Raw genomic sequence first — 24,244 nt, 5'->3', positions numbered from 1 at the left:
CGCACTGATGTGAAAAAGCCCGGTTTAGCCGTAATGCTGTTCACTTAAGCCGTAATGCGATCTGTAGCAGCTGCCGAAGGCTGCGTTCGGCTGCGAAGCAGTCGTAAAATCAGCAATTGCGGTGTGTCAGGTACACCATGGCAGCCGGACTCACGACTGCTTCGCAGCCGAACGCAGCCTTCGGCAGCTGCTACAAAGAATGCCTCGCGGCTGAAATTGCTTAAATGAACAGCATTACGGTTTAGCCGGGCTTTTTCGTCCGCGCTCGTTGTGCGAAATGGTAGCGGCTTTATTGTTGCGAGGGGGCCAGCGGGAGCGCCGCTGCGCCGTTACCGGGATCACCTTCGGCAAGCTTCTGCGTCAGACATTCAGCGCAAATCAGCCATCTCGTACAGCGGCCGGATCTCGATCTCGCTCGGTCCCGGCATGGGATTAGGGCAGCGCTTCACCCAGGCGACGGCTTCATCCATGTCCTTGACCTCCCAGAGCCAGAAGCCGGCGACCAGCTCGGGGGTCTCGGAGAAAGGTCCGTCGATTACCGTACGGCCGGGACCATCGAACGCAATACGCTTGCCTTGCGAGGAGGGCTTGAGGCCGTCGGCGGCAAGCATGATGCCGGCATTGACCAATTCCTCGTTAAATTGGCGCATCGCCTCGAACATCGCGGTCGTGGGCAGAATGCCCTTTTCACTGTCGTCGGTAGCTTTCACGAGCACAATGACACGCATCGTCTGTCTCCTTGTTTGAGCCGGCCTCATCGGCCTGGCATCGGAATGACGAACGGGGTTGCGAAATCGATATCGTACTGCAATTTTTTTTGACGGTTGGGGCGCAGGTGCGAATGGTCGCTTCCAGGTCATCGCGATGGCGCGATGACTGAAATTGGCGGTTGCGCTCACAGCCCTAAGGGAAACCGCTCCGGCGCCATCAGTGCGGCGTCACCTCATTCAGATAGACGCCCGACGACAGCTCGGCCTTTACCTGCCGTGTGAACTCGTCGGTGGACACTTCCTCTGCACCAGCCTCGATCGCGTCGTACGCTTGGCGTACGACGTCGGCTGGCGTCGCCTTTGGCACTTCCAGCCCGCGCGTCAGATCCGTATCGATAAAGCCGGCATGCAGCCCGACGACTTGCGTGTGCTGGTCGCGCAGCGAATGGCGCAGACCGTTGGTCAGCGCCCACGCGGCCGACTTCGACACGCCGTAGCTCGACAGGATCGGCCGGTTCACCCAACTCGCGACGGACAGCACGTTCAGGATCGCGCCGCCGCCGTTGCCGGCGAGGCTCGCCGCAAACGCCCGCGACATCGCCAGCATCCCGAGCACGTTGGTTTCCAAGTGATCGCGCAAGGTGTCGAGCGCGCCGTCGTCCATCAGGCTGCCGAGCCGCGCGATGCCCGCGTTGTTGATCAGCAGCGTGACGTCACGCGCCGCGTCGGCTGCCGCAGCCACCGCCGCCGGATCGGTCACGTCCAGCTTCACGGGCACGACGCCCGGCAGCGTCACGCTGGCCGGGTCGCGCGCGCCCGCATAAACCTTCCGCGCCCCTCTTTCGAGCGCCTGTTTTGCGAATTCAAGGCCAAGCCCACGGTTCGCGCCCGTCACGAAAACAACAGCACCTTCGATGTTCATAACCGTTCCTTTCGAATGATGAATCGCATGCGCGCTGGTTCGCCGCGCGCGTTAGATCCGGTGGAAACAAGGCTGCAATCGCGTAAACCGCGCATTAGCCGTTTTGGACTGACTTGATAAGATTGTTCCGTAGCGCCACGATCGATTTTTGCACTTTAGCGAACTCGTCTGGCGCGAGGCCTGTCGCCTCAGTGAGACTCATGGTCAGGGCTTTTTCGCGCAGTTGCCGACCGTTTTTCGTGAGACTGACCCGTACCTGACGCTCGTCTTCGGGATCGCGCTGCCTCTTCAGATAACCCATCACCTCAAGCTTCTTCAGCATCGGCGTGAGTGTGTTGGATTCGAGAAACAGCTTCTCGCCCAGACCGCTGACGGTCTGGTTGTCTTCCTCCCAAAGCGCAACGATCGTGATGTATTGCGTGTAAGTGAGCCCAAGCTCCTCGAGCATCGGCTTGTATGCCTTGCCGAACGCCAGGTTCGCGGAGTAGATCGCAAAGCACAGATAGTCTGACAGCGGCACAGCCGCAGCAGGCGCTTGATTCGTGGTTTTCATCTGTATCTGTATCCTCTTTAGGTAGAGCCTGATGTTTCACAAGACATGCAAAACATGGTATGTCGCGTGCGATTGTATCGTAATAGAACGAGCATCGGACCGCTACCGAATGGAGTACAGCCGGCTGTCAGTTTCACCGGGCCCAGCTATGTCAAATCGTAGAGGCGCTTTGCTTGTTCCAGGTCGTTAGTGCCGACCGCTATGTGACTGAACATTGCTTCCATCCTCCTGAGTAAATGAACCACGCATCCCATCCGATGCTGTGGCCGACACGCATGAATATCGACGATGCGGGACGGCCCAGCGACGGATGGATGCACGGTCTAGTGGCGTGCGAAGAGCCTATCGTGCGTCGTCACGGCGACAGGCCCCCCGTTTGGGACAGTTCACACCGTGATGATGTTCGTACCGACTTCGATGTTGCCGCGCACAGATTTCGAGTACGGGCAGATCGTATGGGTCAGGTGCGCGATTTCCTCAATGACTTCCTTTGTCAGGCCCGGCACGCGGATGGTGAACTCGGCGCCGAGGAACCACGCGGTACCGGTTTGCCCAACATTTACCTGAATGTCCACGGAGTAGTCGGACGGCAGCTTGACCTTCTTCAGCGAGGCCGCGATCCCGAACACAGTGGTGTAACAGGCCGACCAGGCGCCCGCAAACAACTGCTCGGCTGTCGGGTGGGGCTCGGTAGCGATGAGCTCGAGGCTTTCCACGCCAGGTGCCGACAGCTTGAGGTCGAAGACACCAAACTGGCCGCGCTGGAGATTGGGGTCGCGATTTACCGTGGCGTGGGAGTTGCCAGAGGCGAGTACTTTTTCGATTTTTTCCATGGTGGATTCCTTCGTGAATAAGGGTATTAAGTTGATCGTGATTGTATACGATGAAATCGTATGCGATGTAATATTGGCGAAAATGCCCGTTGTGTAAGCGGATAAGCGTTAATTGCATGCGAGATTAAAGTGGCGTGGGTGACCTCTCGCGTTGACCAAATTCCTCAAAAGAAATTTAGTGAGACCCACATGTCTCGTCCGATCACACCGTGACGACGCTCAGGCCAACCTCGATGTTGCCGTGCACGGCCTTCGAGTACGGGCAGAGCTGATGGGCCTGATGCGCGAGAGCCTCGACGACGTCCTTTTCCAGGCCCGGCACGCGGATAGTGAACTGGGCGCCAAGACAATGCCCGGTACCGACCGACCCGATGCTTACCTGGATGTCCACGGAGTAGTCGGACGGCAGCCTGACCTTCTTCAGTGAGGCCGCAATCTGGAACGCGCTGATGTAACAGGCCGACCACGCGCCCGAGAACAACTGCTCGGCCCTAGGGTGCAACTCGGTGGCGATGAACTCGTGGCTTTCACCGTCGTGCGCTGACAGCTTGAGGTCGAGGACGCCGAGTTCACCGCGCTGGACATTGGGGTCGTGATTGATTGTGGCGTGGCTGTTACCTGAATGGAGGACTTGCTCGATCTTGGTCATGATGGATTCCTTGGTGAGTAAGGGGGGTAAATGGTGTTATCTCGTATGCGATGTAATCGCATGAGTTGGATGATGGATGGGGAGCTGGTGAATGTCAATCGTAAATGAATTAATCGTATGCGTGCTTTCGATAGAGGGAACGAAGATGCAACCCAGCGCTGAGGCCTAACGCGACCATAGATCCGGTGACTCGCTTCACACGGGAAGCTCAGCTTCTAGCTCAGCGACTTCAGCTGTGAGGATGGGAGGTTGTCACCAACTCATCGGGCTATCGGCGCATAGGCCTTGCCGTTCCGGCAGCGTCGCTACCGATTGGCTGCGCAAAGTTGCGGGCGGCACGATCCCAGCCTATGGTCCAAACGAGATATTTCCTGCGACTGGCGCCCGTTGATTCACCGCCGGTTGCTGTCTATACAGTGAGAAAGTCATCAAGGAGGTGAAGACATGCCGAACAACTCTCGCCCGGCCGTGCTCGGGCTGATCGGCAATACGCCGCTGGTGCGCGTCAGCCGCTTCGATACTGGCCCGTGCACGTTGTTCCTCAAGCTTGAATCGCAGAACCCCGGTGGGTCGATCAAGGACCGCATCGGCCTGGCGATGATCGACGCCGCCGAGCGCGATGGCCGCCTGCAACCGGGCGGCACCATCGTCGAGGCCACCGCCGGCAACACCGGCCTAGGCCTGGCGCTGGTCGGCCGCGCCAAGGGATACCGGGTGGTGCTGGTGGTGCCGGACAAGATGTCCACCGAGAAAGTCCTGCACCTCAAGGCGATGGGCGCCGAGGTACACATCACTCGCTCCGACGTCGGCAAGGGCCATCCCGAGTATTACCAGGACGTTGCCGCGCGGCTGGCGCAGGAGATTCCCGACGCGTTCTTCGCCGATCAGTTCAACAACCCGGCCAACCCGCTGGCCCACGAGTGCAGCACCGCTCCAGAGATCTGGGCGCAGACCGAGCATGATCTGGATGCCATCGTCGTCGGTGTCGGTTCGGCCGGCACGCTGACCGGGCTGACCCGTTTCTTTCGCCGCGTGCAGCCGGAACTGGAAATGGTGCTGGCCGACCCGGTCGGCTCGGTAATGGCCGAATACAGCCGCAGCGGCACCCTCGGCACACCCGGTTCGTGGGCGGTGGAAGGTATCGGCGAAGACTTCATTCCATCGATTGCCGACCTGTCCAGCGTGCGCCAGGCCTATTCGATCAGCGACGAGGAAAGCTTTGATCATGCGCGCCAACTGCTGCGCGCCGAAGGCATTCTTGGCGGTTCTTCGACCGGTACATTACTGGCGGCAGCATTGCGCTACTGCCGCGAGCAAACCGAGCCGAAGCGGGTGGTCAGCTTCGTCTGCGACACCGGCACCCGTTACCTGTCGAAGATCTACAACGACCAGTGGATGACCGATCAGGGCCTGCTTGCGCGCAAGCGCTACGACGACCTGCGCGACCTGATCGCGCGGCGTTTCGAGGATGGCCGGGTGATCAGCGTCGGTCCGGACGACACCTTGCTGACCGCCTTCCAGCGCATGCGTCTGGCGGATGTGTCGCAACTGCCGGTGCTGGTGGGCGGAAAGCGGCTGGTCGGGGTGATCGACGAGTCGGATATCCTGCTGGGCGTGCACAAAGACGCTTCGCACTTTCGTATGACCGTGGCCAGCGCGATGACCGACAAGGTCGAAACCCTGCCTCCCGGCGCCAGCCTGGCTGAACTGCAGGCGGAACTCGACCGTGGGCTGGTGGCGGTCATTGCCGACGCCTCGGGCTTCCACGGCCTGATCACTCGAGTCGACATGCTCAATCACTTGCGGAGATCCCTTACATGAGTCAGCACGATGAAAACGCCACGCCACGGGCCTTCGCCACCCGTGTGATCCACGCCGGCCAGACGCCGGATCCGAGCACCGGGGCGCTGATGCCACCGATTTACGCGAACTCCACCTACTTGCAGCAGAGCCCCGGCGTACACAAGGGCTTCGACTATGGGCGCTCGCACAACCCGACGCGCTTTGCGCTGGAACGCTGTGTGGCAGACCTCGAGGGCGGCACCCAGGCATTTGCCTTCGCCTCCGGTCTGGCGGCCATCTCCAACGTACTCGAATTGCTCGACACCGGTTCGCACATTGTCTCTGGCAATGACCTGTATGGCGGTACTTTCCGGCTGTTCGACAAGGTGCGTCGGCGCAGCGCCGGGCATCGCTTCAGCTTCGTCGACCTGACCGACCTGACGGCATTCGAAGCGGCGCTGCAGGACGACACGCGGATGGTCTGGGTCGAGACACCAAGCAATCCCTTGCTGCGTCTCACCGACCTTGCCGCTGTCGCGCGTATCTGCCGCGATCGAGGCATCATCTGTGTGGCCGACAACACCTTCGCCAGCCCGTGGATACAGCGGCCGCTGGAGTTGGGCTTCGATATCGTGCTGCACTCGACGACCAAGTACCTGAACGGCCACTCCGACGTGATCGGTGGCATTGCGGTGGTCGGGCAGAATGCAGAGCTGCGCGAGCGCCTGGGTTTTCTGCAGAACGCGGTGGGGGCTATCGCCGGGCCGTTTGACGCTTTCCTCACCCTGCGCGGCGTGAAGACCCTGGCGCTGCGCATGGAACGCCATTGCAGCAACGCGCTGGAGCTGGCTCGCTGGCTTTCGCATCAGCCGCAGGTGGCGCGCGTCTATTATCCGGGCCTGCCGTCGCACCCGCAGCACGAACTGGCGCAACGGCAGATGCACGGTTTCGGCGGGATGATTTCCCTCGACCTGAACAGCGACCTGGCCGGTGCCAAGCGTTTCCTCGAGAGTGTGCGGATCTTCGCCCTGGCCGAGAGCCTGGGTGGGGTCGAAAGCCTGATCGAGCACCCGGCGATCATGACGCACGCCAGCATTCCCGCCGAAACCCGCGCAGAGCTTGGCATCGGCGATGCGCTGATACGGTTGTCAGTGGGGGTCGAGGATGTCGAAGACCTGCGCGCCGACCTGGCCCAGGCGCTGGCGCAGATCTGAGCAGTGCCAGTCACTTAAAAACAACGCCCACCCGTAGCAGCTGGCGGAGCCTGCGTTCGGCTGCGCAGCGGCCGTAAATCCTGCCTCCACGGTTAACCTGAAAAACGTGGTGTCTGATTTTACGACTGCTACGCAGCCGAACGCAGGCTCCGCCAGCTGCTACAGGAAGCGTGGTGATCATTCGGTCACTGCAGGCGCTGTATTATTTTTGGCGTTTCTCTAACGATTTCGTCCATCAACGCGTGTGCGCTGTCGTGCCTGATCAGAGAAACGGATTGCCCCGCTGACAGAGAAACAACGTCATCGTGACCTTGTATGAGTGCTTCTCTTGCAAGATTCCCCATGAACCAGGCCTGGATGGGGTAGGGCGCAACGGTTGAGCACCTGTGACTCACCTCGGTCGTCATTCTGTTCGAAATGCTCCTCGCCAGGCGCCCGGTGAAGGCCTTCGTCAGCGTCGTCGAGCCGGAATGACTTTCCCAAAGGGCTTTGCGATGGGGGGCGCTCGCCGCTGACTCTTTGCAGGCAAGAAATGCAGTGCCAATCTGAACGCCGTGAGCGCCCAAGGCCAAGGCTGCTGCCACACCGCGTGCATCCGCTATGCCACCGGCAGCGATAACGGGAATCGCCACGTGGTCCACGACCTGGGGAATCAGGGAAAATGTGCCCGTCAGCGATTCTTCAGCCGATCTCAGGAATGACCCCTTATGGCCACCAGCTTCGAATCCTGAAGCAACGATGCAATCGACGCCGGCATTTTCCAGCGCTTTGGCTTCCTGCGCAGTGGTCGCGGTCCCCATCGTCAAAATGCCGAGTGACTTGCAGGCAGCCATAACGGCAGCAGGCGGAATGCCGAAAACAAAGCTGAATACGGGTGGTTTGATCTCCAGCATGGCCTCTAGCTGGGCGCCTACGTCAGGGATAAACCGCTCAGGCGTGACCGGGACTTCCTTCCCCAGTTCGGCATAGTACGGACGCAAACGTTCACGCGCTTCGAGAACGGCTTCGGCGCTTGATCCCGCCTGTTCGCCGTTGGATATCCAAAGGTTGATGGCAAACGGTTGACTCGTCGCGACACGAATCTGCCGTGCCACATCGATCATTTGCGCGGGTTCGAGTGACTGCATGCCGAAGGACCCCAAGCCTCCGGCATTGGATACGGTGCTGACCAGTTCAACGGAGGAGGGGCCGCCACCGAAGGGACCTTGAATAACGGGAAACTGTATGCCCAGCAGGCGTGTTGCGGGCGTGTCGTACCACATCGGCATTAACTCCGTTGACTAGCGAACATGCAGGGGGGAACCTGCTCAGAGAGCCACCAGCGTAGAGGCAAATCGAGACACGCCGAAGTTTTGCTCATCCACTTTAGAGCCAATCAATAGCGATTTCTGGCCACTTTTGGAGGCCATAGCCTGATGTCGTTGAGATTTCCCGGCGCCGTAAGCAGGATGGGAGGCGTGCCATTCATCGGCTTTTGCCTGGGCTGGCGGATTCTGCCAATACAGAGATCAACCACTCCAAGGACGGCCAACCAGGAAGCTTCAAATGAAACTTGCATTGGTTGTATTCGATGGTGTCCAGGCGCTGGATGTCGCAGGTCCGCTCGATGTTTTTGCGGAAGCGAATTCATTTCTGCCGGAAGGTCAGCGTTATGACGTCTCAATGGTTGGGGTTCGGCCAGGCAATGTACGGTGCTCCAACGGAATGGAGATTGCCGTTCCCTATCACTATCAAACCTATCCGGGCCATTGCGACCTTCTTCTTGTGGCCGGCGGTCCTCGAATGCCGGACGCGCGGCCGGAGGAAGGCTTTCTGGATTGGCTTCGGAGTCAGGCGGACGGTTCCCGGCGATTTGGATCGGTGTGTAATGGCGCCTTTCTGTTAGGTCATGCCGGCTTGCTTGATGGACGCGAAGTGACCGCTCACTGGAATGACGTTCAGCGACTTGAAGATCAATTCCCTCTGACCCTCATCCGGCCCGACAAAATCTTTGTGCGTGACGGCGATCTTTTCACCTCTGCCGGCGTATCGGCGGGCATTGACTTGTGCCTGTCCCTGGTCGCTGAAGACTGGGGGAGCGAACTGGCGGTCACCGTCGCAAAACGCCTGGTTGTGTACATCCACAGAGAGGGCGGACAGTCCCAGTCGAGCCCATTTCTGGCCTTGCGCCCTGAAGAAGACTCCATCGTTACCAGGGTGATGCGCTTTGTGACAGAGCACATCGATGAAGCGTTCTCGATGGAACAGCTGGCGGATGCGGTGTCGGTGAGTCGTCGGACTTTTTCGAGGATCTTTGCCAAATACGCGGCTGTCACGCCTGCCGTTTTCGTCGAACAGGTACGCGTTGACCACGCTCGAAAAATGCTTGAAGACACGGACGCGCCATTGAAAACAATTGCCTTCAACTGCGGCTTTCATAACGCAACACAGATGCGCATGATTTTTTCACGACGTTTGAATACCACGCCAAAAGAATACCGGAGCCACTTCAGAAGTACCGAGAAAAGCGCAAAGACAATAAACAGAAAAGTCTCGCCAGCGATCAAGCACACTTCAAAAGCAATCGAGACAGCCTGATCAATTCAACAGAGAGTCGAGGCAGCAGTGCAAGGGCGGGCGCGTGGCCGAAAATCGCCCTTTATTGGCCTTGAATCGCATCACCTATCACCCTTCTAAAGTTACGTTCCCGTTAGCATTGCCCTAACGATTCGAGGGCAGACAAAACACCTTCCCTTATATGTCGACGCACTTTCGATGGATGGAGTGTGGACATCTGAAGGACCGGTAGACAGTCACAACAGCAGCCCCCTTATTGCCAGTTCAGTGATGGCAGAGAAACGAGGAGTCACAATGCAGAGCCCAAAAACTTCAGTCTTACATGGTGGCAACGCCTCCTATGTTGAAGAGTTGTATGAGCAGTTTCTCGGTGACTCCTCAGCCGTTTCAGATCAGTGGCGTTCCTATTTCGAGTCCCTTCGGCTGCCCCTCGGCAATGGCGAACGTCACTTGGACGACATCGCGCATGCACCGATAGTCGAGCAATTTGTGCAACTTGCGCGACGTGTCGGGCGCAAGGCCTTGGCGGTCGCTGCTCCAGACCTGGAAACGGCTCGTCGGCAATTGGCCGCTCAATCATTGATCGCGACCTTTCGAATGGTCGGCGCGCGTCGGGCCGATCTTGATCCTCTGCGCTGGGCTCCATTGCCGGGCATGCCGGAGTTGTCGCCTGTGTTTCATGGATTGGAAAGCAGCGACTTGTCACAAAAAATCGAACTGCCAGGCAATCATTTCTGGAAAGGCGAGGGGTCTGTCGCTGATCTGGTATCGGCCTTGGAGGCAACGTACTGCGGAACGCTCGGCACCGAGTTCATGTACCTGAGCGACCCGCTGCAACGCGATTGGTGGCAGGACCGTCTTGAGTCCACTCGAGCCAAACCGGTGCTCAGTGCCGAGAAAAAACTGCGCATTCTCGAGCGACTTTCCGCAGCGGAAGGGCTCGAGAAATACCTGCATATCCGTTACACCGGCCAAAAACGCTTTTCGTTGGAAGGCGGTGAATCCCTGATTGTCCTGCTCGATGAGCTCATCAGCCACGGTGCAAAAAATGGTGTGCGCAATGTCGTGATGGGCATGGCTCACCGTGGTCGCCTGAATGTGCTGGTGAACACTGTCGGCAAGCCACCGGCCTATCTTTTCGATGAGTTCGAGAACAAGGTGGCGAATGTTCTGCCGGCAGGTGACGTGAAGTACCACAAAGGATTTACCGGGAACATAGAGACGGAAAACGGCCCGGTGAAAGTTGCCTTGGCATTCAATCCTTCTCACCTGGAAATCGTTAACCCGGTTGTCCAGGGGATGGCTCGCGCGCAAAGCGAGCAGTATGAAGCCTCCCAGCGTGGCAGCGTGCTGCCAGTGGAAATTCACGGCGATGCGGCCATTTCCGGGCAGGGCATCGTCATGGAAACGCTGAGCTTGAGTTACACCAAAGGCTATGGCACCGGCGGTACCGTACACATTGTGGTGAACAATCAGATCGGCTTTACCACGTCTGACCCACAAGAAACCCGCTCCTCATTCTTCTGCACCGATGTTGCAAAGATGATTGAAGCGCCGGTCTTGCACGTGAACGGGGACGACCCTGAGGCCGTTGTCAACGCGGTACAGCTCGCGCTGGATTACCGCAAGGCATTTGGCAAAAGCGTTGTCATTGATCTGGTTTGCTTCAGACGGCATGGCCACCAGGAGCAAGACACCCCCGCGATTACCCAGCCGTTGATGTACCGGTCGGTTGCGGCCCATCCCGGCATACGTCAAATCTATGCCAATAAACTCGTGGCTTCGGGACTGGTAACCGACGAACAGGTGTCGTCCATCGCGCAGGCTTACCGTGACAGCCTGGAGAGTTCTCAGTCTGACGTCATGAAGGCAGCTGCGAAAAACGACTCCATGGCCGTAGAGACGACTCAACATTCCTCTCCGCACGCGGGACCTGCCCCCTACGCGGCGCCGACACTGGAGCACATTAAAGCGCTGGCTGCGCGTATCGCTGACCTGCCTGCAGATTTGAAACTGCACCCGCTCGTCTCCAAAGTCATCAAAGGCCGGCACGAGATGGCGATGGGTGAAAAACCGCTGGATTGGGGGATGGGCGAGCACCTGGCGTTCGCCTCCGTGTTGTCTGCCGGTTTCGATGTGAGGCTCAGCGGAGAGGATAGTGAGCGCGGTACGTTCAGCCATCGGCACGCCGTGCTGAATCCGCAAAACCGTGAAGTTCGTGGACACGGTAAATATCGGCCTCTGGATCACGTGGCGCGAGGGCAGGGCAAATTCGCGGTCATCAACTCGATATTGTCCGAAGCCGCGGTCTTGGCCTTTGAGTACGGTTACACCATTGCCCGTCCTGACGCACTGGTACTGTGGGAAGCTCAATTCGGTGATTTTGCCAACGGCGCGCAGGTGGTCATCGACCAGTTCATTGCCGCCGGCGCCGTCAAATGGGGACAGCACAGCGCATTGACTATGTTGTTGCCGCATGGTCAGGACGGTCAGGGACCGGAGCATGCTTCGGCCAGGCTGGAGCGTTATCTGCAGTTATGCGCGCAAGACAACATGCGCGTCTGTCAGCCTACGACGCCGGTTCAGTTCTTCCATTTGTTGCGCCGTCAGGCTTTGCATTCCGTACCCCGGCCATTGATTGTGATGACGCCGAAATCGCTGTTGAGGCATCCGGAGGCGGTGAACGAGCTGAAGGAGTTCTCTGAGGGATCTTTTCAGGAGGTGATGGGAGAGCAATTCACCACGCCTGAGCAAGATGAGAAGGTGACGCGTGTGATCGCCTGCTCCGGGAAAATTTACTATGAGCTGTTGGCTCAGCGCCGTGCGGCAAATGCGGAACACATTGCGCTTGTCCGTTTGGAACAGCTGTTTCCTTTTCCTTCCGAGGCGATGGCTAATGAACTTGACCGTTACAAAAACCTGAAGTCGGTGGTCTGGTGCCAGGAGGAAGCGCGTAATCAAGGTGCCTGGAAATTCGTCGATGATTACCTGTGTGAAATGATCCCTGAGTCGGCTTCGCTTCGTTACGCAGGGCCACCCCCGGGTGCGTCGACGGCACCGGGCAATATGGCGATGCACGTTGAGCAACAACGCCTGGTCATGCAAAGCGCGTTCGCTTAGGAGACGACGTTCAACGGCTCAAGTACTCTGGACACTCGTAGAGGTTTTACGCAGCCAGCTTCTCCATGGCTACTGGCGATCTATCATCGTTGTAGCTGTGGGGCCTGCGAATAGGCTGACCTTCAAACCAGACAGGAGTTGATCGATGCGCATCGCCTTGCTGTCCGATATCCACTTGTCCGTCAACGCGATACCTTTTCCCGAGGTGGAGGCCGATATTGTCGTCCTCGCGGGGGACATCTCCCGGCCGGCCGCGGCCATTGAGTGGGCCAAATCCTGTCCTGTTCCAATCGTGTATGTGGCCGGCAATCACGAGTTCTATGGCAGTGACCTGATCTCTACCTACGAGCACTTGAACCGGTTGTCGCAAGGCACACGGATCCACGTCTTGGAGCGTTCGGAGTATATCCACGACGGTGTGCGATTTTTGGGTTGCACCCTGTGGTCTGACTATCGTCTTTTCGATTCGGCAGAGGAGCGGGCATACGGTATCGATCTGGCGACGAAGGTCATCCGCGACTTCACCCACATAAGAGTCTCGCCCGATTTTCCAGACCTGTTCAGCCCGGCAATTGCCCAACTTGTTTTTTTACAGACAGTCGCCTGGCTGGACGACTGCTTCGCCAGCAACAGCACTATTCCTACGGTGGTGGTTTCCCATTTCGCGCCAGCGCGTTTGAGCATAAGCCCGATTTTTCGACGTTCGCCGATTAACGCGAGCTTTGTTTCAGACCTCGAAGACCGGATCAAAGCCTGGCAGCCGGCACTGTGGCTGCATGGCCATACCCACGGAAGCTTCGACTACCGGGTGGGCAAGACCCGGGTCATTTGCAACGCTCGGGGCTATGCAAAAGAGGGCATCAATGAAAATCCCGATTTCAATGGTTCATACGTGATTGACCTGGGTATCTGAGGCGAACCACCTAAACTTCCGGTCTACGCTCTCCACATTAACTGCCAGGCGTCTAAATGGAGGCAAACGATGACACGGGTTCGCGTTAACGGCTTCACCATCTCGCTCGACGGATACGGAGCAGGTCCGAATCAAGACATCAACCATCCGCTCGGCGTTGGCGGGACGGAACTGCACCAGTGGCTAGTCCCAACACGCACGTTCCAGCGGGCCTTGTTCGGCAAGGACGGCGGTACGACCGGGGTTGACGATGATTTCGCCGCCCGTGGCTTTCAGAATGTTGGGGCCTGGATACTTGGGAGGAACATGTTCGGACCCATTCGTGGGGATTGGCCGGACACAAACTGGAAAGGATGGTGGGGAGATAATCCACCGTATCACGCTCCAGTCTTCGTCTTGACCCATCATGCTCGTCCCCCCATCGAGATGGAAGGCGACACGACGTTCCACTTCATAACAGGAGGCATTCACGAGGCGCTCGACCGTGCACGCGAGGCTGCTGCCGGTATGGACGTGCGAATCGGCGGTGGGCCGGACACAATCCGGCAGTATCTTCGTGAGGGCCTCATTGATGAACTGCACATTGCTATCTCACCGGTCCTGCTCGGCCGGGGAGAATCGCTGTTCGAAGGGGTTGACTTGCGGGCTCTGGGATACGAATGCGTTGAATACGTAGCGTCGGAGAAGGCCACGCATGTCGTCCTGCGGCGCCAAGGGCACACGGACGACTAACCACTCGCTGAACGATTTAGCCAATCTGTTGCGTCGACCGGTTGAATCCACAGTCAAAAACGGCCGGTAGTCGTTGCATCTCGTTTGTCACCAGCGTTTGGCTAAACTTAAAAAGTCGGGAGTGAACTGAAACCTGAGTGATAGCGGCGATCATCGGATCTGGCTTGGCATCAAGACGGTACTCCCAAAGGAGACGACTATGTATGCGGTGATAAGAACCTACCTGGGTACGGGAGCAAAGCAGCTTTTCAAGCTTTTAGAAGAGCGCAAGGCCGATGTCGAAGCTGCCCTGCGGACAGTGCCTGGCCTCGTCAGCTACACACTACTGAATACGGGTGATGGTGTTACGGCGGTGACTGTTTGCACGGACAAGGCCGGCAGCGATGCGAGCTTGAAAGTCGCGCGCGAGTGGATTCAGAAAAATGCCTCGCATATCCACGCGAACCCGCCGATTGTTACGGAAGGCCCGGTCATTGTGCAGATCAAATAGTGCATCGTTCCGGTTGATGTTACGACACTGTCGCTCCCCGACACACAAAGCGGGCGCCGCCTGTTCCCGCAAGCGTCTGCCGATCACATCCATCATGTCACACCCATCGCGCAACGGAATGACCAGCAGTTTGGCGAAGTCGGCCAGCACCACCGTGTCGCTCTCGATGTCGGCACGGAAAGCGATATTTTCGAGGACTTGGGTGACGGTGCGGATGCGGTAGTCGGCGGTGGCTTGCAGCACGTCGAGTGGGGCTTGGGTGTCGATGAGCAGGGAGGCCGGGATCAGGTCGATTCCGGTGAGGGGCATGTATCTATCCATGGGTGGAACTCCGAATCAGATTTAAAGGGCTGATCCGATCAACAGGTCGCCAAACCTGGTCGCCATTTGGGTGACGGAGAGGACTATAAGCTTCATCCAATCAGGGGGCAAGGTGAGGGATTCTGAGGCTGCTGTAGGATCTGTATTGATGTGGCCCTGGACCAGAACGAAATCGCTTTCCTACACAAATTTCCAGTCCGGCTGATCAACCCATTACTGGCAAATTTTACGTAGCGACGCAGACTCCAAAACATTGCCTGCGCTTTCACACAGCCTGAGCCCAAAGTCGCCAGACCTGACGGGCAGAAAACCCAAAGCAGCCATTCGGCAAGCTCTGTTTTCAGCGTAGAACCAGATATTGGACATGATAATGGCAAAATAGTAGCATTCTGATTGCTGCTTTGAACTCTATGGGGCAGCGAGGCCTGCCGTTATCCATATCTTGTTCCTCCCTGGGCAAGACTAAAACTCGTCCCTTAGCCAGCCTTCAGGTTTATCTATGATTAAAAAATGTAAAATTTTATCAATCGCTTCTTGCGTCGTTATTTCGGCTTGTTCTGGCATTCCATATGCACCCAAAGGCTCGACAATGTACGACGGTGGATACAGTGACGTAAAAACAGGTGCTAACACCTATACGGTTACTTTCGAAGGTAATGGCTATAACAAGCAAGAACAAGTTGTTGGCTTTGTTAGAAAACGAGCGAATGAGTTATGCAATCCACTTAAAGCAGAAACAGAAGTTCGCCCATTTCTTAAAGAGAAAACAAATTACGCTGCTCTGAACGGGCAGCTCTATATAACACAGCATAAATTCCCTAGCGCAGAAGCATCTGTTGTTTGCGTCGAATAAATCATAGCCTATGGCTAAATTCGTTCGCTGCGCTCACTGGGGCGGACCGACGCTCGCTTTTTCACCAGCTCTGCATGGCCTTAATGCCCTTAAATAGGGTGGTTTGATTCTAGCCATAGGCAGCTTATTCGAACGTTTGCTTCTGGCCGATGCCTGCCTGTCATGACTGACAGGCATCAACCCTAACGGCCGGTCGTGTTTGACAGACATTTACCAAGTGATCGAAGTGACGCGATTTTAGCGCGTAGTTAGGCTATTAACGGCCATCTTCGCAAATTGCTTTTAGTCCAAGGACTGTGGTTGGAGTACTGCCAATCTGAGTTTGAGTGGCGATGACCATATTAGCGCCTGGGTCACCTTCCAGATGGTAAGGCTTTCCATTACAAACCTTTGCGGCTTTCTGGTTTATGTTTTCTAACAAGCCTTCTCTAGAGTTGAAGATACTGCCACTGCTTGTGATCATGTATTGACCAGGAGCAATTTCATTGGCGCCCGTAAAGGTGCAGCCAGTTAAGATCAAGGTAATACATCCGGTTAATATTATTTTTTTCAAGTGCGCGCTCTCATATAAGGCTGATAACTATTGTTGGGTGACTTGCTATGCCGCGTTCGAACGCGACAGGCTGTCAAATAAACGACCTTGTTAATTATCAAGGCGTTCGCGATAAACACGACATATCCAAAGGGAAACGAGACAAAGGTGACAAGATCCATTGTCGAGCATTCATAGTGCATGCTATCGTTTTGCTATCATGATGTCCATCGGACTTCTGGCCGATTGCTGCTTGTCGAGAGAGGCTGCCCACGAACCAAAGCGGATGCTAACGACTGTGCAAAGAGCATGCATCATGCAAAAGATTACTTACGATGCCCCATGCGTTTTTTAACCTGTAACAGTCAACTACGTTTGCAGGTTCGCTGATTCCCTTGTCTGATGGTGAAGAGCAATAACCCTGGTCGTTTTTCTCCGTCACGACCGGTTGAATCCACAGCCGATTTCTGCCTATCACGAATAACCGCTTCGGATCGTTACCTCCCATTCGTGACAGGCAGCTAACAACCGCGCACTGTTGCTCGATACGCTGTGTGCCGGCGAAGGGGCGAGCATTGGCATAAGGCAACGTATGCAGGCTCCCGTGAATGGCGAGTCATCGACTCGGTCATCCACCGATTCTGAGTACATGATCGATCCCGATTATTTGTGTTCATTACTCATTCCACCCTCCCGTAGAATCCCGTCACGGCATCCCCACCCGAGACGGAACCTCCATGCAAACCCCAACAACCCAACGCCCCCTCTGGCAAACCTACCTTCTGTTCCTGGCCCCCATGGTCCTGTCCAACTTCCTGCAATCCATGTCAGGCACGATCAACAGCATCTACATCGGCCAAATGCTCGGCACTCAAGCCCTGGCGGCCGTGTCCGGGATGTTCCCGATCGTGTTCTTCTTCATCGCCTTGGTCATCGGCCTTGGTGCGGGGGCGGGGGTGTTGATTGGTCAGGCGTGGGGGGCGCGGGAGCCGCAGATGGTCAAGGCGATTGCCGGGACGACGTTGCTGTTGGGGGCGATGATCGGGTTGGCGGCGGCGGTGGTGGGGAGTGTGTTTGCGCGGCCGGCGTTGCAGGGGTTGGGGACGCCGGCGGATGTGCTGGACGATGCGGTGGCGTATGCGCATGTGATGATGTGGACCCTGCCGTCGCTGTTGGTGTATGTGCTGTTTACCCAGTTGTTGCGTGGGGTCAGCGATACGCTGTCGCCACTGGTGGCGTTGCTGGTGTCGACGTGTATCGGGCTGGCGCTGACGCCGGCGTTGATTCGCGGTTGGTTCGGCCTGCCGCCGATGGGGATTCAGAGTGCGGCGTTTGCCGGGTTGGCGGGTAACTTGTCGGCGATGGCCTGGCTGGCCTGGCGGTTGATTCGCAAGGGGCATCCGTTGGCGCCGGATCGGGCGTTTTTTGCGGCGATGCGGCTGGATGTGGGGATCCTCGGCAAAGTGCTGCGCATTGGCCTGCCCACCGGGTTGCAGATGGTGGTGCTGTCGTTGTCGGAGTTGGTGATTCTGGCGCTGGTCAACCAGCACGGTTCCCAGGCGACGGCGGCGTACGGGGCGGTGACGCAGATCGTCAATTACGTGCAATTCCCGGCGCTGTCGATTGCGATCACGGCGTCGATCCTCGGCGCCCAGGCCATTGGGGCAGGGCGCATCGAGCGGATCGGGCTGATCCTGCGCACCGGGTTGTTGATCAATGTGTGGCTGACCGGTGGCCTGGTGGTGTTGGGTTATTTGCTGTCGCACTGGTTGCTGGGGTTGTTCCTCACCGATCCGTCCACCCAGGCCATGGCTGAACACCTGTTGCACATCATGCTCTGGAGCCTGCTGGTGTTCGGTTTCCAGGCGGTTATCGGCGGCATCATGCGCGCCAGCGGCACGGTGATGGTGCCGGTGGCGATTGCCATCGTGTGCGTGGTCGGGGTGCAGTTGCCGATGGCGTATTTACTGGATGCGCAGTTCGGATTGCAAGGCGTGTGGGTGGCGTTTCCGCTGGCTTACCTGAGCATGCTGGCGTTGCAGACGGCGTATTACAAAATCGTCTGGCAGCATCAGAAGATCGAGCGGCTGGTGTAGGTGGCTGACACGCTCCACGCCCGGTTGAAGATCCCGGGCATGAAGCTAAAGGAAAGCAACCCATCTGGTGTCGATCAATGCCCGCCGACCACCAAATGGCTGAACGGCACCACATACGCCTGCAACGTGACCAATCCACCGACCAGTATCGCCAGCACGATGGAGTGGAAAAACACGTAGCGCAGGATTTCCCCTTCATGCCCATACCAGCGGGTGGCGGTGGAGGCCACCACGATCGACTGGGCGTCGACCATCTTGCCCATGACCCCGCCGGAACTGTTGGCCGCGGCCATCAATATCGGGCTGATGCCCAGTTGTTCCGAGGTCACCCGTTGCAAGCCGCCGAACAGCACGTTGGATGCGGTGTCCGAGCCGGTCAAGGCAACGCCGAGCCAGCCGAGCAAGGTGCCGAACATCGGGTAGAAAATCCCGGTGGCGGCGAACGCCAGGCCCATGGTCGCGTCCAGGCCGGAATAGCGGGTGATGAAGCCGAGGGCGAGCATGGCCGCGATGGTGGTCAGCGAATAGCGCACCACCCACAGCGTTCGCAGGTATTGGCTTATCAGCTGCGGGATGGAATAACCCATCAGCAGCCCGCCGAAAATCGCCGCCAGCAAGATGCCGCTGCCGGTGCTGGTGAACCAGGTGAATTTGTAGATCGCTTCCTCAGGTTTCGGTTGCGGCACCACGGGCGGCACCTTCTCGACCTGCAGGTGCAGGGTGGTGAAGGTCAGGGCCGGCGCGAAGATCGGGTTCGCCTCGTTCACCGGCTTACCCTGCGGATCGAGCTTGGCCGAGTGGGTTTGCGGGTCCATGGCCGGACGGGTGTCGAACATGTTTTTGAAGCCTTGGGTGCCCCACGCAAAGACAAAGACCGTGAGGATGATCCAGGGCATCCACGCGCGCATGACGGCGGGCCGGGCATCGCTGGCAAAGGTTGCGCTGGGCGCCGTTTTTTCGTCTGGCGATTCCTCAATTTTTGAGTCGTCGACACGCCCCGACAAGGCGGCGGAGGTGTGTACGCGGGCGGGTTTCCAGACCTTGAGAAAACCGGTCAGGCAGGCCATGGAGATCAGTGCGGCAATCACGTCCACCAACATCGGCCCATGGTAGTTGGAGACGAAGAACTGCGGCACTGCGAAGCTGACCCCGGCTACCAGAATCGCCGGCCAGATTTCCAGCATCTTGCGCCAACCGGCGAAGGCCCAGATCAACCAGAACGGCACAAGCACCGAGAAGAACGGCAACTGCCGGCCGACCATCATCGACAGTTCCATTTCATCCAGCCCGGTGACCTTGGCCAAGGTGATGATAGGCGTGCCCAAGGCCCCGAATGCCACTGGCGCGGTGTTGGCGATCAACGCCAGGCCGGACGCGGCCAGGGGCGAGAAACCCAGCCCGATCAGGATCGCCCCGGTCACCGCCACCGGCGTGCCGAACCCCGCAGCGCCTTCAAAGAATGCGCCGAAGCAAAAGGCGATCAGCAGCAATTGCAGGCGACGATCGTCGGTGATGCGCGCGAGGGAATCCTGCAGGACTTTGAACGAGCCATTCTCGGTGGTCAGCCGATGCAGGAAGATGATGTTGAGCACGATCCAGCCAATCGGCAGCAGGCCGGTAGCGGCGCCTAACAGTGCGGCGGAACCGGCCATGTTCGCCGGCATGCCGAAGGCGAAGATGGCGATCAGCAAGGCCGTGCTCAACGCCAGCAAGGCCGCGATATGCGCCTTGAGATGGAAAAACGCCAGGGACGTGAGCATCACCACCACCGGTAACGCCGCCATGAGGGTCGAGACCAGCGGGTTACCGAAGGGATCGTAGACTTGCTGCCAGACCATGTTCCACCTCTGCTACTTATTGTTGGCAGTGCGGGCCCCGAGGGGGGAGGTGAAATTGAGTATAGGTGGCAATGCGCGGCGGGCTGGCTGGCCTGCGTTTGGCGGCATGCGCTCGAATGAACGTGGTCACAGCCCGTTGATGCTAGACAGCGATACGGTGTGAAGCTTTCTCCAGCGTTTTCCACAGTTCCAGCATGGTCGGATTTTGATTGGCTTTCGAACAGTACGAGCGGATTTCGAGCTGAGCGCTCCACTCGTTGCCGCCGGCCCTGACGAGTTGCCCGCGTTCCAGTTCTTCTGTCACAGCACTTTCGGGCAACCACGCCACGCCGTAGCCCTCGATTGCCATCCGCATGAGCAGCATCGCCATATCGGCTTCATAGCAACGGGAAAGCACGCAGGGAACAGGGGCGTTCTTGATGACGATATCGGCAACGCGGCCCAAAAAAGTCGTGGTGGTATAGGCCAGGTGCGGGACGGGTTTTCCGGTTTTTCCGGGCAGCCGGTGCAGCGGTTCACCCCGACGATTCGGGGCGCAGAGGGGGATGAACGAGTCGTGCCCCAAGGTCAGGCTGACGAATTTTTCGACATCAAGCAGGATAGGCGCTTGAGGGTGATGGTAGACGATCATCAGATCGCAGTTTCCCTCGGCCAATGCGATGACCGCGTCATGGATATTGGCCGCCACCACCCGCGCATTGAAATGCGCATTGTGCTGTTGAAAGCGGGTCAACCATTTGGGCAGGAAGGTCATCGAAAGGCTGTGCCCGGCAGTGACCTGAATGGAACGCCCAGGCATTCGTTCCTCTTGCCTGAGCGCTGAACGCAATTCAAGCAAGGCAGCCAGGGCTTCGCGTCCTTGTTCGCAAAAGGTTCGGCCTGCCAGCGTCAATTGAATCGGGTAGGTGCCCCGATCGACCAATTCGACACCCACCCAATCCTCCAAAGAGCGAATCCGTCTCGACAATGCCGATTGGGTGACGCATCGAATCTCGGCTGCCCGGGAGAAATTCTTGCACTCCGCGATTGCCAATAGATCGTCTAACCACTTGATTTGCATGACGCCGCCTCCAGCTGTGCTGCGCAAAATTCTACGCCTCTGATACCCGGTATTCGCGACATTTCACAAACTATTCCAAAACCGCATCGGGATATGGCGATTACTCATCATCTCCCTATCGCGCTCTTCATAGAATCGATCATGCCGCCCGCCGCAGCACAGCACCCGGGCATTTCGATCCTTTCTCCTGCCAAGCAAAAAACCAATAACACGACTTGAGGAAAACACCGTGAAGAACAACAGACTCCCTCGGCACATCGCCTACGGCATCGCATCGGGCGTGCTCGTCGGTTGGCTTTGCCACCATTTCGCAGCAGACGCCAAGTCTGCGAAAGAAATCGCCACCTACTTCTCGATGGTCACCGACATCTTTCTTCGCATGATCAAAATGATCATCGCGCCACTGGTGTTCGCGACGCTGGTTGGCGGTATCGCCAGCATGGGCAGTTCGAGATCCGTGGGGCGCATCGGCACCCGGGCGATGGCCTGGTTCATCACAGCGTCGGTGGTTTCACTGTTCATTGGCATGCTACTGGTGAACGTGTTCCAGCCGGGTGCCGGGCTTGATCTGCAAGTCAGCCAGGTGGGCGCCACGCCGTTGGTGGTGAACACCGGTGATTTCAGTCTCAAGGTGTTTATCAGTCACGTTTTCCCGCGCAGCATTGCCGAGGCGATGGCCAACAACGAGATCTTGCAGATTGTCGTGTTCTCGCTGTTTTTCGGTTTTGCACTGGCCGCCGTGAAAAAAGCGGGTTTCACGCAGATCACCAAGGGTGTGGATGAGTTGGCCAAGGTGATGTTCAAGATCACCGACTATGTCATGGCCTTTGCGCCCATTGGCGTGTTCGCCGCTATTGCGTCCGCGATCACCACTGAAGGGCTTGGCTTGTTGCTGGACTACAGCAAGCTGATCGCCGAGTTCTACCTGGGCATCGCCATCCTCTGGGCGGTGCTGTTCGGCGCAGGTTATCTGTTTCTCGGTCGTTCGGTTTTTACCTTGGGGAAGCTGATCAAGGAACCGATCCTGTTGGCGTTTTCCACGGCGAGCAGCGAATCGGCCTACCCGAAAACCATGGAAGCCCTGGAGAAGTTCGGCGCTCCGAAACGGGTGTCCAGCTTTGTGCTGCCGTTGGGGTATTCGTTCAACCTCGACGGTTCGATGATGTACCAGGCGTTTGCAATCATGTTCATCGCCCAGGCCTATAACGTTGAGCTGAGCTTTACCCAGCAACTGCTGATATTGCTGACCTTGATGGTGACGAGCAAAGGCATGGCCGGTGTCGCGAGAGCTTCGGTTGTGGTGGTGGCGGCAACGCTGCCGATGTTCAACCTTCCTGAAGCGGGCATTTTGTTGATTCTCGGTATCGACCAGTTCCTTGATATGGCCAGGACCGCGACCAATGTCGTCGGTAACAGCATCGCCACGGCTGTCGTCGCGAAATCGGAACCGGCCGAGGAGGTTGATGAAGAAGCGCCGGCCATCCAGGCGTCAACAGCACCAAGAGCTTCCTCGGTTGCAGTGTGAGAATCATGATGATGAAAGCCCAATCCCAACGAACAAACACGCCAGCCCTGACCCGGAAACTGGGTATCGTCGGCGGGCTTGGCTCCCTGGCGGGAGGCGACCTTTTCTTCAAGCTGGTCAAGTCGAGAGCGGTGCTGGCTGATCAAGGTCGATACCACTTCCTCTTCGAGCAACATCCCTTCAAGGACATACTGTTACCACTGGACAGGGTCGCGAGCATGACCTCCAGAAAGTTCTATGTCTTTCAAGTCTGCCAATCGTTTGAGGCGAGCGGGGTGGACGCGATCATGTTGCCTTGTTTCGCGAGCCACACCTTCCGGGAAGAGATCCAGGAGGAGTTGGGCATTCCCATCCTGGACATGATGGCGGCCCTGAGCGAGAACATCCGACATGTTGCAGATCCGGGCAGCACGCTAGGGATTCTGGCCTCGGACTACGTTCGTCACTCAGGGTTATTTGAGCGATACCTTGGGGCTGACTTCCAATTGGTCTATCCGGCTGAGCAGGATCAGTCGGCGATGATGGAGGCGGTGTACGGTGTCGACGGTATCAAGGACGGACAGCTGGAGGGTGTCCCGTTGGAGCGTGTGCATCAGGCCTGCCTGTCGCTGCAAAACCAGGGTGCCTGCCTGATCGTACCGGGGATGACAGAGCTCTCGCTGGTGTGTGCCGACCTGCAACGTCGCGGGGTGAAGCTGCTCGATGTGAATGAAATATACGCTGCGGTGGCGACCCTTCCAGAGAATCAAACGGCTCGTCCACCGTTCAAGCTTGGCATCGTGGGCGGCGTAGGCCCGGCGGCGACGGTGGACTTCATGGCCAAGGTGGTCAGGCATACGCCGGCTGGCCGGGATCAGGAACACATCAAGATGGTCGTCGAACAGAACCCGCAGATTCCGGACCGGACCGCGAACCTGTTGTTCAATGAAACCGATCCAACCATGGCCATGTATGCCGCCTGCAAACGGCTTGAGAGTTATGGTGCAAACGCCATAGCGATCCCGTGCAATACCGCGCACGCGTTCGTCGAGCGTATCCAGGCTTACCTTCGGGTTCCCATTATCAACATGCTCAGCGAAACCATAAGCGCTATCGCCGAGCAATATGGTTCAGGCAAGACAATTGGACTGCTGGCCACCTCCGGCACGATCCAGAGCCGGGTCTATCATGACGCTGCACGGCTCGCCGGTTTGCAACTGATCACTCCGGGTTTCGATTATCAGGGGCTGGTGATGAATGCGATCTATGGAGAGCGTGGGATCAAGGCCGGTTTTGTCGACGGGCATTGCAAGGATCAGCTACTGCTTGCTGCAGAGCATCTGTGCGAATTGGGGGCGGATGTACTGATTCTGGGATGCACGGAACTGCCGCTGGTCTTGAGCCATTGTGACGATTTCAAAATACGTGAGCACACTGTCGCGTTGGTGGATCCGACCACTATTCTGGCGATCAAATGTGTTCAATGGGCTTCGCAGTGATGATTTTGACCGGCTTGCGAGTGCAACGACGATGCCGATTCACGGTCGTGCCGTCGATCCCTTGCGG

20 protein-coding genes and 1 pseudogene are annotated in these 24,244 nt (G+C 57.7%); 11 read left to right on the top strand and 10 right to left on the bottom strand.

The window, feature by feature from the left end; all coding sequences use genetic code 11:
- Positions 1–368: 368 nt before the first annotated feature.
- The 5 genes from AC1DIG_RS00650 to AC1DIG_RS00630 all read right to left on the bottom strand — a co-directional run bounded on the left by AC1DIG_RS00650 (position 369) and on the right by AC1DIG_RS00630 (position 3,667).
- A complete protein-coding gene (locus AC1DIG_RS00650; protein ID WP_477765671.1) occupies positions 369–728 on the bottom strand; it encodes a YciI family protein in 360 nt (119 codons plus the stop codon).
- Positions 729–927: 199 nt separating this feature from the next.
- On the bottom strand, positions 928–1,632 hold the full coding sequence (locus AC1DIG_RS00645) for an SDR family oxidoreductase (protein ID WP_477765670.1): 705 nt from the start codon (positions 1,630–1,632) through the stop codon (positions 928–930).
- A gap of 94 nt (positions 1,633–1,726) precedes the next feature.
- Positions 1,727–2,185: a MarR family winged helix-turn-helix transcriptional regulator gene (locus AC1DIG_RS00640; RefSeq protein WP_477765669.1), complete on the bottom strand. Its 459-nt coding sequence runs from the start codon at positions 2,183–2,185 to the stop codon at positions 1,727–1,729.
- Between the two features lie 386 nt (positions 2,186–2,571).
- Positions 2,572–3,018 carry an OsmC family protein gene (locus tag AC1DIG_RS00635; protein WP_477765668.1) on the bottom strand — a complete coding sequence of 149 codons (447 nt, stop codon included), beginning with the start codon at positions 3,016–3,018 and terminating at the stop codon, positions 2,572–2,574.
- 202 nt (positions 3,019–3,220) lie between these two features.
- A complete protein-coding gene (locus tag AC1DIG_RS00630) occupies positions 3,221–3,667 on the bottom strand; it encodes an Ohr family peroxiredoxin (protein WP_477765667.1) in 447 nt (148 codons plus the stop codon).
- Positions 3,668–4,111: 444 nt separating this feature from the next.
- On the opposite strand from AC1DIG_RS00630, the gene AC1DIG_RS00625 reads away from it, so the two are divergent.
- Both AC1DIG_RS00625 and AC1DIG_RS00620 read left to right on the top strand, forming a co-directional pair.
- The gene (locus AC1DIG_RS00625; protein ID WP_477765666.1) at positions 4,112–5,488 is read left to right on the top strand and encodes a pyridoxal-phosphate dependent enzyme; all 1,377 of its coding nucleotides are present in this window, start codon (positions 4,112–4,114) and stop codon (positions 5,486–5,488) included.
- Complete coding sequence (locus AC1DIG_RS00620) at positions 5,485–6,663, top strand: cystathionine gamma-synthase (protein WP_477765665.1); 1,179 nt, start codon at positions 5,485–5,487, stop codon at positions 6,661–6,663. Before AC1DIG_RS00625 ends, AC1DIG_RS00620 begins: the two co-directional genes overlap by 4 nt.
- Before the next feature lie 185 nt (positions 6,664–6,848).
- On the opposite strand, the gene AC1DIG_RS00615 is transcribed toward AC1DIG_RS00620, so the two are convergent.
- Positions 6,849–7,925, bottom strand: a complete 1,077-nt coding sequence (locus tag AC1DIG_RS00615) for an NAD(P)H-dependent flavin oxidoreductase (RefSeq protein WP_477765664.1) — start codon at positions 7,923–7,925, stop codon at positions 6,849–6,851.
- Positions 7,926–8,208: 283 nt separating this feature from the next.
- Here AC1DIG_RS00615 and AC1DIG_RS00610 point away from each other — a divergent pair, with 283 nt between their 5' ends.
- From AC1DIG_RS00610 to AC1DIG_RS00590, 5 genes are all read left to right on the top strand, one after another.
- Positions 8,209–9,240: a GlxA family transcriptional regulator gene (locus AC1DIG_RS00610; RefSeq protein WP_477765663.1), complete on the top strand. Its 1,032-nt coding sequence runs from the start codon at positions 8,209–8,211 to the stop codon at positions 9,238–9,240.
- Between the two features lie 273 nt (positions 9,241–9,513).
- Positions 9,514–12,339, top strand: a complete 2,826-nt coding sequence (locus AC1DIG_RS00605) for a 2-oxoglutarate dehydrogenase E1 component (protein ID WP_477765662.1) — start codon at positions 9,514–9,516, stop codon at positions 12,337–12,339.
- Positions 12,340–12,484: 145 nt separating this feature from the next.
- Positions 12,485–13,252 carry a metallophosphoesterase gene (locus AC1DIG_RS00600; protein WP_477765661.1) on the top strand — a complete coding sequence of 256 codons (768 nt, stop codon included), beginning with the start codon at positions 12,485–12,487 and terminating at the stop codon, positions 13,250–13,252.
- Between the two features lie 69 nt (positions 13,253–13,321).
- Positions 13,322–13,984: a dihydrofolate reductase family protein gene (locus AC1DIG_RS00595; RefSeq protein WP_477765660.1), complete on the top strand. Its 663-nt coding sequence runs from the start codon at positions 13,322–13,324 to the stop codon at positions 13,982–13,984.
- 199 nt (positions 13,985–14,183) lie between these two features.
- Complete coding sequence (locus AC1DIG_RS00590) at positions 14,184–14,474, top strand: hypothetical protein (RefSeq protein ID WP_477765659.1); 291 nt, start codon at positions 14,184–14,186, stop codon at positions 14,472–14,474.
- Between the two features lie 54 nt (positions 14,475–14,528).
- Here the strand turns inward: AC1DIG_RS00590 and AC1DIG_RS00585 are convergent.
- Positions 14,529–14,795 (bottom strand): annotated as a pseudogene (locus tag AC1DIG_RS00585) (hypothetical protein); the annotation flags it as partial.
- 499 nt (positions 14,796–15,294) lie between these two features.
- On the opposite strand from AC1DIG_RS00585, the gene AC1DIG_RS00580 reads away from it, so the two are divergent.
- The gene (locus tag AC1DIG_RS00580; protein WP_477765658.1) at positions 15,295–15,648 is read left to right on the top strand and encodes a CC0125/CC1285 family lipoprotein; all 354 of its coding nucleotides are present in this window, start codon (positions 15,295–15,297) and stop codon (positions 15,646–15,648) included.
- Positions 15,649–15,904: 256 nt separating this feature from the next.
- On the opposite strand, the gene AC1DIG_RS00575 is transcribed toward AC1DIG_RS00580, so the two are convergent.
- Positions 15,905–16,201: a hypothetical protein gene (locus AC1DIG_RS00575; protein ID WP_477765657.1), complete on the bottom strand. Its 297-nt coding sequence runs from the start codon at positions 16,199–16,201 to the stop codon at positions 15,905–15,907.
- 716 nt (positions 16,202–16,917) lie between these two features.
- On the opposite strand from AC1DIG_RS00575, the gene AC1DIG_RS00570 reads away from it, so the two are divergent.
- Positions 16,918–18,276, top strand: coding sequence for an MATE family efflux transporter (locus AC1DIG_RS00570; RefSeq protein ID WP_477765656.1), 1,359 nt, complete (start codon positions 16,918–16,920; stop codon positions 18,274–18,276).
- 74 nt (positions 18,277–18,350) lie between these two features.
- Here AC1DIG_RS00570 and AC1DIG_RS00565 read toward each other — a convergent pair whose 3' ends face one another.
- Both AC1DIG_RS00565 and AC1DIG_RS00560 read right to left on the bottom strand, forming a co-directional pair.
- The gene (locus AC1DIG_RS00565) at positions 18,351–20,114 is read right to left on the bottom strand and encodes an L-lactate permease (RefSeq protein ID WP_477765655.1); all 1,764 of its coding nucleotides are present in this window, start codon (positions 20,112–20,114) and stop codon (positions 18,351–18,353) included.
- A 142-nt stretch (positions 20,115–20,256) separates the two neighbouring features.
- On the bottom strand, positions 20,257–21,174 hold the full coding sequence (locus AC1DIG_RS00560; RefSeq protein ID WP_477765654.1) for a LysR substrate-binding domain-containing protein: 918 nt from the start codon (positions 21,172–21,174) through the stop codon (positions 20,257–20,259).
- A 229-nt stretch (positions 21,175–21,403) separates the two neighbouring features.
- On the opposite strand from AC1DIG_RS00560, the gene AC1DIG_RS00555 reads away from it, so the two are divergent.
- Positions 21,404–22,699 carry a dicarboxylate/amino acid:cation symporter gene (locus tag AC1DIG_RS00555; protein ID WP_477765653.1) on the top strand — a complete coding sequence of 432 codons (1,296 nt, stop codon included), beginning with the start codon at positions 21,404–21,406 and terminating at the stop codon, positions 22,697–22,699.
- Positions 22,700–22,710: 11 nt separating this feature from the next.
- Positions 22,711–24,177: a cysteate racemase gene (gene cuyB, locus AC1DIG_RS00550; protein ID WP_477766061.1), complete on the top strand. Its 1,467-nt coding sequence runs from the start codon at positions 22,711–22,713 to the stop codon at positions 24,175–24,177.
- Positions 24,178–24,244: the final 67 nt, after the last annotated feature.

Source organism: Pseudomonas sp. 05N431 (genome assembly GCF_056397005.1).
Note: the sequence above shows the minus strand (reverse complement) of the source record. Positions and strands in the feature narration are given on the sequence as shown.

Bases quoted from the DNA above. Each gene is read 5' to 3' on its own strand.
- AC1DIG_RS00590 (WP_477765659.1), top strand. From the start codon at position 14,184: ATGTATGCGGTGATAAGAACCTACCTGGGTACGGGAGCAAAGCAGCTT.
- AC1DIG_RS00610 (WP_477765663.1), top strand. From the start codon at position 8,209: ATGAAACTTGCATTGGTTGTATTCGATGGTGTCCAGGCGCTGGATGTC.
- AC1DIG_RS00580 (WP_477765658.1), top strand. From the start codon at position 15,295: ATGATTAAAAAATGTAAAATTTTATCAATCGCTTCTTGCGTCGTTATT.
- AC1DIG_RS00645 (WP_477765670.1), bottom strand. From the start codon at position 1,632: ATGAACATCGAAGGTGCTGTTGTTTTCGTGACGGGCGCGAACCGTGGG.
- AC1DIG_RS00620 (WP_477765665.1), top strand. From the start codon at position 5,485: ATGAGTCAGCACGATGAAAACGCCACGCCACGGGCCTTCGCCACCCGT.
- AC1DIG_RS00605 (WP_477765662.1), top strand. From the start codon at position 9,514: ATGCAGAGCCCAAAAACTTCAGTCTTACATGGTGGCAACGCCTCCTAT.
- AC1DIG_RS00600 (WP_477765661.1), top strand. From the start codon at position 12,485: ATGCGCATCGCCTTGCTGTCCGATATCCACTTGTCCGTCAACGCGATA.
- AC1DIG_RS00635 (WP_477765668.1), bottom strand. From the start codon at position 3,018: ATGGAAAAAATCGAAAAAGTACTCGCCTCTGGCAACTCCCACGCCACG.
- AC1DIG_RS00615 (WP_477765664.1), bottom strand. From the start codon at position 7,925: ATGTGGTACGACACGCCCGCAACACGCCTGCTGGGCATACAGTTTCCC.
- AC1DIG_RS00630 (WP_477765667.1), bottom strand. From the start codon at position 3,667: ATGACCAAGATCGAGCAAGTCCTCCATTCAGGTAACAGCCACGCCACA.
- AC1DIG_RS00595 (WP_477765660.1), top strand. From the start codon at position 13,322: ATGACACGGGTTCGCGTTAACGGCTTCACCATCTCGCTCGACGGATAC.
- cuyB (WP_477766061.1), top strand. From the start codon at position 22,711: ATGAAAGCCCAATCCCAACGAACAAACACGCCAGCCCTGACCCGGAAA.
- AC1DIG_RS00560 (WP_477765654.1), bottom strand. From the start codon at position 21,174: ATGCAAATCAAGTGGTTAGACGATCTATTGGCAATCGCGGAGTGCAAG.
- AC1DIG_RS00625 (WP_477765666.1), top strand. From the start codon at position 4,112: ATGCCGAACAACTCTCGCCCGGCCGTGCTCGGGCTGATCGGCAATACG.
- AC1DIG_RS00640 (WP_477765669.1), bottom strand. From the start codon at position 2,185: ATGAAAACCACGAATCAAGCGCCTGCTGCGGCTGTGCCGCTGTCAGAC.
- AC1DIG_RS00565 (WP_477765655.1), bottom strand. From the start codon at position 20,114: ATGGTCTGGCAGCAAGTCTACGATCCCTTCGGTAACCCGCTGGTCTCG.
- AC1DIG_RS00650 (WP_477765671.1), bottom strand. From the start codon at position 728: ATGCGTGTCATTGTGCTCGTGAAAGCTACCGACGACAGTGAAAAGGGC.
- AC1DIG_RS00570 (WP_477765656.1), top strand. From the start codon at position 16,918: ATGCAAACCCCAACAACCCAACGCCCCCTCTGGCAAACCTACCTTCTG.